The sequence below is a fragment of the Shivajiella indica genome (assembly GCF_042683085.1).
GTDB lineage: Bacteria > Bacteroidota > Bacteroidia > Cytophagales > Cyclobacteriaceae > Shivajiella > Shivajiella indica.
This window is the reverse complement of record NZ_JBHUIV010000016.1, coordinates 378,888-391,549: the sequence shown is the minus strand read 5'-3', so window position 1 is coordinate 391,549 and position 12,662 is coordinate 378,888. Positions and strand designations below refer to the sequence as shown.

Here is a 12,662-nt window from a genome sequence, read left to right as displayed (position 1 = left end):
ATACAATAAAAAATTTTTCACATATAAATAATTGTTTTTTATAATGTGATTTATTTTTTAATTCAAACTATTTTATTTAAGTTTGACTTTCGATATATTGAAATCAAATAGCCGATTTTGTGAGAAAATTATTTTCATATTTTCTAATTGTTCTGTTTTCGATGACTTCGGTAATTTTTACTGCCGGACTAAATTTTGAAAATTGGAATAACTACCTAATTGAGGACTCTTTAGAATATCAAAATGAAGGGGAGTTTGTACTTGAGGGCCCGGATGTGCTTTGCCTTTATTATGGGGGTATAATCGGTGATTTTTTTGGAGGGGGACTGCCTACCGATGTATTTTCTTGGAGAATTTTAGCCGAAGATGGTAGCATTGTTGTTGAAAGAGAGGGTTCTTTTCAGACTTTTAGTCATACTTTTTCAGCAGTAGGGGTCTATACCGTTGAGCTTAATATTAGAAGAGGTACTAACCAGGTATTTTCATCATCTAAAAGTGTTACTATAAACCCAGGTGTTGATTTGGTGATTCAAAACTCCTATTTGATTTGTAATGGAGAGAGCACCGAATTAACTTTAATTGACCCAAATAGTCCGGATGTTGCTGATTTTGTTATAGAGTGGAGGGACGCCAATGGACAAATTATAGGTAATGGCAATACTATTTCTGTAAATCAACCTGGATCATATACTGCAGATTTTTTCACTACCAATGATCAGGGGGAAGTTATTTGTCCTTATTCTGTAAGTACAAACGTAAGGATTCCTTCAGACTTTACAGCTCAGATAACCAATAGGCCAACGGGAGAAGTCTGTGAGGGCTTTAACAGTATTAATTTGACAGCTGGACCTGGAATACTAGGCGAATGGTTTTTCACTAAGGATGGTGGGGAAAGAGTGTTTTTAGGGGAGGGAAGTAATTTTTCAATTAACTCAAATCAGTTACAAGGGGAAGGGGAATACAATTTTATTTTTGTTGTCAATGATTTTGACAATAGGTATTGTATAGATGAAGATAGTGTTCCTTTGACAGTTACCCCTCAAGGTAATTACGTAATAGAAACAGTGGTTGATTCTGATGGATGTGGGATCGACAATGGGTCCATTACCATAAGGGCGCTTACTGATTTGGATAGGTTAAGGTTATTAAAAGCAGGAGGAAATCCGGAAGAAAGATTAAATATCAGTGCTGGAGACTTGATTACTTTTGACAACCTTGGTTCAGGTATTTATACGTTTACCTCATTTTTAGGAGCATGTTCAAGATGGACAACCCGGGTCATAAATTCATTAAATGATCCAGAAGAGTTTTTTTTCGATATCGAAACAATAGATGAGTCCTGCAGTGAAACAGGAATTATTGAAGGGAAAATAATTGTTAAAATGCTGAATCAGCCCTTTACCGGAGAATATCAACTTTTTAATAATCTAGGTTTAATAATTGACGATAAAAGAGGGTTAGTTGATAATGAGCTTGAGTTTGAAATTCCTGTTGCAAGAGGGAATTATATGATCGAATTATACGATGAAAATGGTTGTACTTACACTTACAAGTTTGAAGAAGGAGTAAGTGACGGGATAATCAGAGTGAGGTCTGTAGACCAGGTTTCATATACAATTCCAAACCTTTTAAACATCTGCCAATCCTTTGAATTTATTCCTGAAACAAGCCAAAATTTAAAATTCAGGTTAACATATCCTGATGGTTCGGTCGAGGAAAGAAACTTTGATCAAACATTTTTATTAGACCAACAGGGTGAGTATACCATTTTAGGGTCATTGATTGATGAATCGGAAGGACTTTGTCCAAGAGAAAGAACCTTCTTTGTGAATATAACTGATCCTGTTCCCTATGATCCTGTTCTGGTTTTTGAGGATTGTTTGGGCAATAAGGAATTTGTGGCAGAATTATTTGGAGCAAACCCAAGCACTGTTACTATCAGGTGGTATAATGAAAATGATGAAGTTGTAGCAACTGGTGTAAGGTTTTTTCCAACTTCTTTTGGAGTATTTAAGCTAGATGTTCAACCCATTAACAGTGAAGCTTGCCCCATTCCTCCAAAAGAATTTGAAGTTCGCAGACCGGACTTGCAATTGGAGATCGATTTTGACGCTACCATTTTCTGTCCATTTGACCCAGTTTCCACAATTACAATATCTACTGATTTCAATGAAGTCGATTCAATCGCATGGATTTTTTATGATGGGAATACCATCATTGGACTTCCACAATTCAATGGGTTGAGCGAAATTGAAGTGACTCAAACAGGTCCATACGAAGTAATTCTTTTTAGTGAGCTTGGTTGTGAAATAGGAAGAAAGTTAATAGAAATTGAGGAAAGCGAAAATCTAGCAGATTTTGAAATTCCGGACCAACTTAGTATTTGTCAGTTTTATGATTTGGTTCCTGAGACTGAACTGGATTTGATTTTTACTGTTACAGCACCAAATGGAGAAGAATCACAATTGATAAAAGGAGAGTCTTTTACTTTTGACCAAGATGGGGAATATATTTTTGAAGCACGCGGTGTAGATGAAGAGGCTGGTTTATGTAGAATTATTAAAACAATACAAATTGACCTAAACCAGCCTATTTCTTTTGAACCTGAACTTTTCAGTGAAGATTGTGATGGAAACCTTATTTATATAGCAAATATTTACGAGGAAGATCCTGCTCAATTTGAATTTTATTGGATTGACCCAAGTGGAGAATTAGTTGGTGAAGATCAGTTTTTCCAGCCCACAAGTTATGGTGAATTCCAATTAGAAGTGAGACCTAAAGGAAGTTTGCCTTGTCCTGATCCTGTTAAATCATTTACTATCGTTCAGCCAATTACAGTTGTTGAAGCTACTTTGGAAGCTACTCCACTGTGTCCTGATTCTGAATTTGGAGTGATTTCACTATTTGCTGAATTGGAGAATGTTGAAAAAATCCAATGGTATTTTATTGATATCAATGGCCAAAAGGAAATTTTACCGGATTTTGAAAACGAAACGGATATTGCAGTATCCCAAGAAGGAACTTATGAAGTAGAACTTATCAACCATATAGGTTGTGTTCTTGGTTCGGATCTTGTTTTATTAATTAGGAGCACTGATGAAATTAGACCGGTTACAGAAGAAGAATATGTCATTTGTCCATTTATTGGAGCAGGAGAAGAAATTAACCCTGGGGAATTTGAAGAGTATGCTTGGTATCTTAATAATGATTTGATTTCAACAGAACCAACCCTACTTCCAACTGCTGTTGGTAACTATACTGTTGAGGTTACCAGCAGAGAAGGTTGCTCATATTCAACATCTTTTACAGTCAAAGAAAATTGTGAATTCCAACTTGTTTATCCGAACGCTGTCCAACCTTCGAATCCTGAAAAGGGCTTTATGATTTATTCAAATTACCTGGTTGATGAATTGAGTGTGTGGATATTTAATAAATGGGGCCAATTGATGTTTTACTGTAATGATCCTGAAATAAGTGAAAACAAGCCTTCTTGTGTATGGGACGGGTCTTTCGAAGGAGATTTTCTGCCACCTGGTTCTTACGTATTGAAAATCCAGTATAAAAATAAAAATGAGGAAGGCTTCAAAAATATAATTGATAGTATTATGGTAATAGATTGATATTTTAGTCTTATCTGCCAGTTAATATCTTTTATTTTTTATGGTCAAAGAAGCCTTTTTTAAAATTTTTACAAATGGCAAAAATGTAATTCAATATTTTTTTTATATTTTCCGAATGATTTAATTAATCATCCAAACTAATAGTCAACTTCAACCTTTAAACCCAATTAATATGAACGAAAACATTAACAAATCGGCACTCTTTAATGCCAGTTGTTTTGCCCTCATTACTACTGCTTTTACATTTGCCATAAGGGCTGGAATATTGCCCGAATTGGGTGAAAATTTTGGCCTTTCAGCGGAGCAACTTGGATTTATTAACTCCATGTGGTTTTTGGGATTTCCTATTTCCATGATTTTGGGCGGACTTTTCTACCATAAGATCGGTCCCAAACTCATCATGCAAATCGCTTTTGTAGCTCATACTTTGGGTATAGTTTTGACAATTTATGCTGGTGGTTATACAGGCTTATTGATTTCTACCTTGTTTATTGGCTTTGGCAATGGTTGTACGGAAGCCGCTTGTAATCCTATGATTGCTGATATGTACTCCGGAGATACTATGAATAAAATGCTCAACAGATTCCATATGTGGTTTCCAGGAGGCATTGTAATTGGTAGTTTGATTTCCAAATTCATGACTGATTTCGGAATGGGTTGGCAAATGCAGATGTGGGTATTGATGGTTCCTACTGTTATTTATGCAGGACTTTTCTTTGGAAAAGCATTTCCAAAGCCAACTGTGGAAGGAGTTACCTCCATTTCTAGCAATATCAAGGCATTGTTCTCTCCAGTATTTATCTTCCTTTTCTTCTGTATGGCATTGACCGCTATTACTGAATTTGGTCCTCAACAATGGGTGAATGTGGTAATGAGCGAAAGTGGGGCAAGTGGAATGCTTATTTTGGCTTTGACTACAGGTATTATGGCAGTGGGGAGGTTTTTTGCAGGACCAGTTGTTAAATCCTTAGGCCAAACCGGAGTACTTTTAGGTGGCGCTATTTTTGCAACTCTTGGTATTTATATGTTCAGTACAGTTACAGGTCCAATGGCTTATTTAGCTGCTGTTGTCTTTGCAATAGGTGTATGTTATTTCTGGCCGGTGATGGTAGGTGCAGTAGCACAAAGAGTGCCGTTAAGCGGTGCATTGGGCATGTCAATAATTGGAGGTGTTGGGATGTTCTCAACTGCAATTTTCCAACCAATCATAGGGAAATGGATTGATGATGCCAGATTAATGTATGATACAGATTTGCTGGCAGGACAGGCTACCTTAGCCAAAATGGCCGCCTTCCCAGGAATATTGATTGTTTTGTTCATTATTTTCTTTTTTTGGCAGAAGAATGCCAAATCTCCAGAAGTTATAGCCGCGCATTAATTTAAATCAAAAGCAGCCCTTTTGGGCTGCTTTTTTCTTTTTATGAGAAATTTTCTTTTTATCATTCTCATCCTATTTTCAGTTGATCGAGCAATAGGTCAAATCAATGGTCCGATAAAAATTTCTGAAAATAGGAGGTTCTTATCCCAACATGACGGTAGTCCTTTTTTTTGGATGGCAGATACAGCATGGGAATTGTTTCATAGAACCACAAGAGAAGAAGCAAATTTCTATTTGACAACTAGGGCAGCTCAAGGTTTTAATGTAGTACAAGCCGTAGCTCTTGCAGAAATTGATGGAATTAATTCACCTAATTCTTATGGCGAAGTACCTTTCCATACAATTGACCCATTGGTGATGAATGAAAGCTATTGGGAACATGTCGATTATATAATTCAATTGGCTGAGACAAAGGAAATTCACATAGCATTACTGCCTACCTGGGGCGATAAAGTGTTTAAGAATTCTTGGGGAGAAGGGCCGGAAATCTTCAACGAGGAAAATGCTTATGAATATGGACAATGGATTGGGGCACGTTACGCAGACAGAAAAAACCTAATTTGGGTTTTAGGAGGTGATCGTAACCCTAGAAATGATTCAAAGGATATGGAAATTTGGAAGAAGATGGCAGAGGGAATTGAGGCTTCTGCCTTACCAGGTAACCCAATTCTTAAAACATTTCATCCCCAACCCAATAAACCAGGGGGCTCATCAACATGGTTTCATGAATCAGACTGGTTGGATTTCAACATGCATCAAACAGGTCATTGCCCCAATCAAGCTACCTACAGAATAATTTCCCATGATTACAATTTATCACCTGTAAAACCCACTTTGGATGGAGAGCCCCTATACGAAGAGCATCCTAATTGCTTTAACGCAAAAGAACTTGGGTATAGCAACCCGGATGATATTAGAAGAATCATGTTTTGGAATGTTTTTGCAGGAGGGGCCGGGCAAACATATGGTTGCCATTCCGTATGGCAGATGTATACTTTGGACCGACAGCCCATCAATGGACCGTTGAAGCCATGGAAAATATCTTTAGAACTCCCTATGGCCAACCAAATGAAGCATTTGAAGCAACTTATGCTGTCCAAACCTTATTTTTCAAGAATTCCAGATTTTGAAATGGTGGTGTCAAATCAAGTTGATGATGAAAATTTCGTTATTGCTACTAGAGATATTGAGGGAAGTTTTGCAATGATCTATTTTCCAACAGGTAAAACCGTGGAGGTTGATTTTTCGGCTTTAAACAATGCGGAATTTAAAGCCAATTGGTATGATCCAAGGACAGGGGTGATTTTTCCTTATTTAGGATTAGTTTTATCGAAAGGGAAAAATATCATACAAGCGCCTTCAAGTGGGAAAGGTCAGGATTGGGTATTGATAGTGGATTAGGTAGTATTATTAACAATATGATGAATTTTCATTCAGTTTTTAAATGTTTAGGTTTTGACCAATCCAGTCCCATCCTCCAAACTTATTTCATAAAATTTGGGAGATTTTCCAAAATGGGAATTGAATGAGGATTCAATACTTTCTTTAAAATTTTTGATTTTCTCTTTTTCAATAATATTGATCGTGCAACCGCCAAATCCTCCTCCCATCATTCTACTTCCTAATACATAGTCTAAAGGCTTAGTCTGATCCACTAAAAAATCGAGCTCGGGACAGCTTACATTATATTTATTACTCAATCCTTCATGGGAGGCATACATTAGGGTACCAAGTTTTTCCAGATTTCCATCTTTTAATGCTTTTGAGGCTTCTAAGACCCTTTCATTTTCTTCAATGATATATTCCCCTCTACCCAGAACTTCTTTGTCAATGTATGGTTTGATTTCATCAAGATCCTTAAGCCTCAAATCCCTTAAAGATGTTACTCCAACTTGGTTTTGTTGAGCCATCAAAACTACTTCTGTACATTCATGTCTTCTACGGTTGTACGCTGTATTTGCCAAAGAATGCTTTACTTGGGTATCCACTAATAGGATTTGATAATCCCCTAAATCAAGTGGAAAATATTCATAGGATAAATCCCTACAGTCTAGACGTATCACATGACCCTTTTTTCCCAATACCGAAGCAAATTGATCCATAATGCCACATTGAACTCCAGCAAAAACATGTTCTGCTTTTTGTGCATATTGAATTAAGGACCGTTTTGGAATTTTGAAATCAAAGATTTCACTAATGGCATAGCCGACTGCACATTCCAATGCCGCCGAAGAAGATAAACCTGCACCCACAGGTATATCCCCCCCAAAAACTATATCAAAACCCTTCACCTGATAACCTGCCTGTTGCAACTGAGAGGTAACTCCCATGATATAGTTACTCCAATGTCCTTTTTTAGGCCCAAAAGCCTGAAGATCAAAAGCGAATTCTTCCTGAAAATCCAAAGAATAAATCCTTGCCTGCGAAAATCCATTTGCAGCTATTCCGACAAACATTTTTTTATCAATTGCTGCAGGCATGACAAAGCCTTCATTGTAATCCGTATGCTCTCCAATCAGGTTTATCCTCCCTGGCGAATAAACTAATAGTGGATCTACGTCAAATAACTCAATGAATTTTTTTTGAATTTCTTCTATTATCATCCTACTGAAAATTCAAAGATGGTTCTGGAATTAAAAACTTCAGCAGGAAGTAAAATTATAGTAGGGAAATTTTTATGGGTACATGAGTCTGGGAAATGTTGCGTCTCTAAACAGATTGCCGCTCTTTTTCCATAGGCAATTCCCCCTTTTCCTTTGAATGATTTGTTAAGGTAGTTGCTGGTATAAACCTGGATGCCTGGTTCTGTTGTTGTCAAAGTTAACTTTCTTCCTGAAACTGGATCATAAAGAACAGCGCAGTTTTCTTCTTGATTAATAACAAAACAATGATCAATCCCACCGGCCAATTTAATTTGTGGATTATCCTCCTGGATTTTTTCCTTTATCAAGGTAGATTTTCTAAAATCAAATGGAGTACCTGCAACATGAATGATCTCACCAGTTGGAAGACTATTTTCATTCATTGGGAGGAAATGATCTGCATCAACCATAAACATGTGACCTTCTATATCTTTGGAAAAATCCCCATTTAAGTTAAAATAAGAATGATTTGTAGGGTTGATTATGGTTTTTTTGTCTGAAATAGCTTTATAATTTATTTCTAATTTCCCTGTCTCATCCAAGGTATAAGTCACCCAGATTTCTATTGTGCCCGGATAATTTTCTTCTCCATCCTGACTTTGATAATAAAAAGTTACTCCCACAGAGTTTTCAGTCTCAAACGGTTCAGAAACCCATATTTTTTTATCCCATCCTTCTTTTCCGCCATGAAGATGAACTTTACCCTGATTTGCTGGTAATTGAATGGTTTTATTATCAAGAATAAATTGATTATCTGTACATCTACCTGCTACTCTCCCTATTGTTGATCCCAGATAACAATAATTGTCCAAGTAATCTTTTTGTAAATAGCCCTCCAATGTATCGAATCCCAATACTACATCTTCCATATTTCCATCCCTGTCAGGAATGAATAAATGGGTTAAAGTTGCCCCATAATTCATGACTGATATTTCAATTTTCCTATCTAAACACAGTGTAAATAAATCAATTTCTTCTCCACTGGGTAAAACCCCGAATTTTTTGGATGTTATTTTTAGAGCCATAGGTCAGTTTGGGAAGGTTAGTCTGAGATCATTTTAGTTTTTTTGGATGAATCACGAACAACCAAGGTGGTAAGCAGTACAAAGGATTGTGGGTCGTCTGAAACGATTTCATCCAACTGATCCAATAAATGATTTGTTGCAATTTGCCCCATTTCATAACCTGGTTGTGACACTGTTGTCAGAGAAGGTTCAACTACAGCTGCTGTTGGATTATTGGTAAAACCGACTAGTGCAATATCTTCAGGTATTTTAATGCCCTTTTCCTTTAAGACCATCATCACATCAACAGCTAGAGGATCAATCATAGCAAAAATTGCGTCAGGAAGTTCCTTTTCCTCAAGCATTTTTAAAGTGATTTGTCTATTCATTTCAGGTGTAAGATCTGTAATATAAATCTGACTGTCTTTTTCAGAAAGGCCAAACTCTCTTAATGCATCCAAATATCCCTCTTTTCTTTTCTTGCTGATGTACAAATCTTCCGGACCAGAGAAATAAGCGATTTTTCTACAACCTTGTTCCAATAAATGATGGACAGCTAAAAATGCCCCATGGGCGTCATCCACTGTGACCTTAGAAACAGGGATTTCCTCAGTTACCCTGTCAAACATGATGAAGGGAATTTCCCTGTCATAAAGCTCCTGAAGATGCCCATAATTTTTGGTTTCCCTACTTAGAGAAATCAACAAACCATCAACTTGTGAGGATACCAAAGTCCTGATATTTGCTTTCTCCTGTTCAAAAGATTCGTTGGATTGGCAAATCATAATATTATACCCTCTTTTGTAAGCAGTGTCCTGAATTCCGCTGATATTACTTGAGAAAAAATGTGAAGTCAATTCAGGTACAATAACTCCCAATACTTTACTTCGGCTTATCCTTAGACTTTGTGCAAGCAAGTTGTATTGGTAATTCATACTCTTAGCCATTTCCACGATACGCTTTTTGGTATCTGGATGGAGTTCCGGAGAGTCTTTCAATGCCCTGGAAACAGTAGAAACAGAGACACCAAGTTTTTTGGCAATCTCTTTCATAGTAACCTGATGGCCTTTTTTCATTGTTGTGAGTTGAGGTTTAAATAGGAATATTATTCCTGATATATTGTAAATAGCACTGTTTGGCCTACGGCTTTTAATGTTCTTTTGTCTATCAAATCCATATTGTCAGCATGGGTATGATGGTAATGTCCAAACCCATAATCAGGTGAGAACTCCACGATATTTATCATTGGAATCCCTGCATCCTTATTTACAAATACATGATCATCGATAATTTCGGGAGAATCTCTATTGATAAAGAAGTCTGAATATCCTAATTCCGAAGCAAAATTCCATACTTTATGAACAATGTTTTTACCATATCTCATGGAATAACCCTCTCTGTAAAATCTTGCTCCTTTTGCGCCGACCAAATCCACAAGTATTCCATAAAATGCGGAATAGCCAGGAAGATGCGGGTTTTTGGACCAATGTTGAGAACCCAAACACCACCAAATTTGAGAATTGTTTCTAAGGTTGGTATGTTCTGGCTCCCCGTCATCTTCTCCATCAAAAAAGATGAAATCTATGCCTATTTCAGGTTTGATTTCTGAAATTGAAATTATTCTTGCAACTTCCAATAACACACCAACTCCAGAGCCCCCATCATTAGCCCCATCAATAGGTTCATTTATTCTTTCGGTATCTTTGTCTGCCATCCTTCTGGTATCCCAATGGGCTGCCAAAAGCACTCTTTTCTTTACTGATGGATTATAAGAGGCTATAATATTACTCAAATTCCAGGTTTGGTTATCATAGGTTTTTGCTGGGAAATCCTGGGTTTGAACTTCCAATCCAAAACCATTTAATTTTTCTATCAACCATGCCTTCGTTTTTTTATGTCCTTCTGTATTGGGAACCCTCGGACCAAAATCCACTTGCTTTTGAATATAAAAATAAGCTGAATCGGCCAGGAACTCCGGAACATCCCTATATACGACTGGTTCTTGCAGCGTGTCAGAAGTTTTATCTCCACTACAGGACCAAATCAAGCATAATAAGGTCAAAAGAATGAATAACCTATTCTTCATATGCCCAGTCAATTTTATCCTTCATATCTTTAACCACAATTCCAATTTCCTTTAAAGCCAATCGAATTTCATCCACCTTAAAATAATCCCGAGCAGTTTTTGCTTCTTCGTACAGTTTAAGCAAAATCTCAAGCAAGGCTTGCTGATTATCAGATTTTTCTTCTTTTAGTCCTAAGATCTTTTCCACAAATACAACATAGGTTTGTATCATTCTTTTGAAAATTTCTTCTCCCAGTTGTGCACAATTGAGCTGACCGGTATAAATTGAATTGATTTTTTTCAGCAAGTTGAATAGGTGTCCAATAGCCTGTGCGGTATTGAAATCATCATCCATTGCGCGGTAGGTATTGGTAATTATCTGTTCAACTTGTTTGATTTGTAGCTCATCCAAAAAAACATTCTCATCGTTTGAAAATGTTAATTTTTTAGCTGTTTTAAGACCATTTATTATTTTCTTATACCCCTTTTGAGCTGCTTTCAGAGCCTCATTGGAAAAATCCAAGGTGGAACGATAATGAGCAGTCAAAATAAAATATCTGATAGTCATTGGACTATAAGCCTGATCCAAGAGTTGATGTTTTCCTGTGAAAAGCTCCTGAAGGGTAATAAAATTCCCAAGGGATTTCCCCATCTTTTGACCATTGATGGTAATCATGTTATTGTGCATCCAATATTTGGCAGGATCCTTATGGTTGCAGGCATTTCCCTGTGCTATTTCACATTCATGGTGAGGAAACATAAGATCCATCCCGCCACCATGAATGTCAAATTGCTTGCCTAAATACTTGGAAGACATTGCTGTACATTCTAGGTGCCATCCTGGAAAACCTACGCCCCAAGGAGAGTCCCATTTCATTAAGTGCTCAGGTGCAGCATTTTTCCAAAGCGCAAAATCAACAGGATTTTTTTTCTCACCTTGTCCATCCAAATCCCTACTTCCACTCATCAATTCTTCCAATACCCTACCTGATAGTTTCCCGTACCGTTCTATTTCATTGTATTTGAGTACATCAAAATAGACTGAACCATTGACAATATAGGCCAAACCTTCATCCAATATAGCTTGGACCAAAGCAATTTGTTCAGGAATATGGCCAGTTGCTCTTGGCTCGATACTTGGTTTGATTGTGTTGAGGGCTTCCATATCCCGATGATAAGTGTCAGTATATTGTTGGGCTACTTCCATGGGCTCTAACTGCTCCAATTTGGCTTTTTTAGCTATTTTATCCTCCCCCTCATCAGAATCTCCCTGTAAATGTCCCACATCTGTAATATTACGGACATATCTTACTTTATACCCTAAATGGGTGAGATACCTATTGACAGTATCAAAAGTAATGGCAGGTCTGGCATGTCCTAAATGGGCATCACCATAAACCGTTGGCCCACAAACATACATTCCGATAAAAGGTGGGTTGATAGGTTCAAAATTTTCTTTCTTTCTCGAAAGAGTATTGTAGATTTTGAGTTGGTGTTGTTTCATTATAGTTGAGTACAGAGTACATAGGGAAAACCAGGTAACTTTTGAACTAAAAGCTCAAAAATCAGGTCCTAGGTATTTCCATAATCCAAACTGCAAAATAGCAGATTGAATTCGGTAAATAAAAAAATTGTGAGGGTATTAGATTATTGAATTTCTGATTCATTCTTTTTAAACCCATTTGGGTCCTTTATATCTTATTTTATTTCCAATATACTTACGTTAATTCTTTTTCGTTCTTTTAATGTTATTCAACTTGCGGCCATTACTGTGGCATTTGGCTTGATGGTTTTTTTAAAACAAATATCCTATGACAGGGTTTATTCAATCTCATTTTAAGAATATTATTAAACTTGTTTTGACTGTTACTTTTTTAATTTTCTTATCTCACATAATGAAGCTTTGGGAAATGGTGGAAATCCTGCCCAAGCAGGGACACCTGGTGGGGGCAG

Annotated in this window: 8 protein-coding genes; 3 read left to right on the top strand and 5 right to left on the bottom strand. The window is 36.9% G+C overall.

Annotated features, from left to right (window positions below; all coding sequences use genetic code 11):
- Positions 1-119 precede the first annotated feature (119 nt).
- The 3 genes from ACFSKV_RS11145 (at position 120) to ACFSKV_RS11135 (ending at position 6,399) form a co-directional block, all read left to right on the top strand.
- Positions 120-3,620 carry a hypothetical protein gene (locus tag ACFSKV_RS11145; RefSeq protein WP_380802596.1) on the top strand — a complete coding sequence of 1,167 codons (3,501 nt, stop codon included), beginning with the start codon at positions 120-122 and terminating at the stop codon, positions 3,618-3,620.
- 172 nt (positions 3,621-3,792) lie between these two features.
- Entirely contained in the window at positions 3,793-4,998 is a 1,206-nt protein-coding gene (locus ACFSKV_RS11140) for an MFS transporter (RefSeq protein WP_380802593.1), read from the top strand.
- A 42-nt stretch (positions 4,999-5,040) separates the two neighbouring features.
- Positions 5,041-6,399 carry a glycoside hydrolase family 140 protein gene (locus ACFSKV_RS11135; protein WP_380802591.1) on the top strand — a complete coding sequence of 453 codons (1,359 nt, stop codon included), beginning with the start codon at positions 5,041-5,043 and terminating at the stop codon, positions 6,397-6,399.
- A 47-nt stretch (positions 6,400-6,446) separates the two neighbouring features.
- Here the strand turns inward: ACFSKV_RS11135 and ACFSKV_RS11130 are convergent, their stop codons facing one another.
- Genes ACFSKV_RS11130 through cysS form a run of 5 tightly spaced genes read right to left on the bottom strand, consistent with a single transcriptional unit; the run spans position 6,447 to position 12,213 of the window.
- Positions 6,447-7,601: a galactokinase gene (locus tag ACFSKV_RS11130; RefSeq protein ID WP_380802588.1), complete on the bottom strand. Its 1,155-nt coding sequence runs from the start codon at positions 7,599-7,601 to the stop codon at positions 6,447-6,449.
- Positions 7,598-8,665, bottom strand: a complete 1,068-nt coding sequence (locus tag ACFSKV_RS11125) for an aldose epimerase family protein (RefSeq protein ID WP_380802585.1) — start codon at positions 8,663-8,665, stop codon at positions 7,598-7,600. The genes ACFSKV_RS11130 and ACFSKV_RS11125 overlap by 4 nt, the downstream gene beginning before the upstream one ends.
- A gap of 17 nt (positions 8,666-8,682) precedes the next feature.
- A complete protein-coding gene (locus ACFSKV_RS11120) occupies positions 8,683-9,720 on the bottom strand; it encodes a LacI family DNA-binding transcriptional regulator (RefSeq protein ID WP_380802578.1) in 1,038 nt (345 codons plus the stop codon).
- Positions 9,721-9,749: 29 nt separating this feature from the next.
- The gene (locus ACFSKV_RS11115) at positions 9,750-10,730 is read right to left on the bottom strand and encodes a M28 family peptidase (RefSeq protein WP_380802572.1); all 981 of its coding nucleotides are present in this window, start codon (positions 10,728-10,730) and stop codon (positions 9,750-9,752) included.
- Positions 10,720-12,213 (bottom strand): cysteine--tRNA ligase, encoded by a 1,494-nt coding sequence (cysS, locus tag ACFSKV_RS11110; RefSeq protein WP_380802570.1) that lies wholly within the window; start codon positions 12,211-12,213, stop codon positions 10,720-10,722. Before cysS ends, ACFSKV_RS11115 begins: the two co-directional genes overlap by 11 nt.
- Positions 12,214-12,662: the final 449 nt, after the last annotated feature.

Excerpts from the sequence above, each read along its gene's own strand:
- ACFSKV_RS11140 (WP_380802593.1), top strand. The coding sequence starts at position 3,793 with ATGAACGAAAACATTAACAAATCGGCACTCTTTAATGCCAGTTGTTTT.
- ACFSKV_RS11135 (WP_380802591.1), top strand. The coding sequence starts at position 5,041 with ATGAGAAATTTTCTTTTTATCATTCTCATCCTATTTTCAGTTGATCGA.
- ACFSKV_RS11130 (WP_380802588.1), bottom strand. The coding sequence starts at position 7,601 with ATGATAATAGAAGAAATTCAAAAAAAATTCATTGAGTTATTTGACGTA.
- ACFSKV_RS11125 (WP_380802585.1), bottom strand. The coding sequence starts at position 8,665 with ATGGCTCTAAAAATAACATCCAAAAAATTCGGGGTTTTACCCAGTGGA.
- ACFSKV_RS11120 (WP_380802578.1), bottom strand. The coding sequence starts at position 9,720 with ATGAAAAAAGGCCATCAGGTTACTATGAAAGAGATTGCCAAAAAACTT.
- ACFSKV_RS11115 (WP_380802572.1), bottom strand. The coding sequence starts at position 10,730 with ATGAAGAATAGGTTATTCATTCTTTTGACCTTATTATGCTTGATTTGG.
- cysS (WP_380802570.1), bottom strand. The coding sequence starts at position 12,213 with ATGAAACAACACCAACTCAAAATCTACAATACTCTTTCGAGAAAGAAA.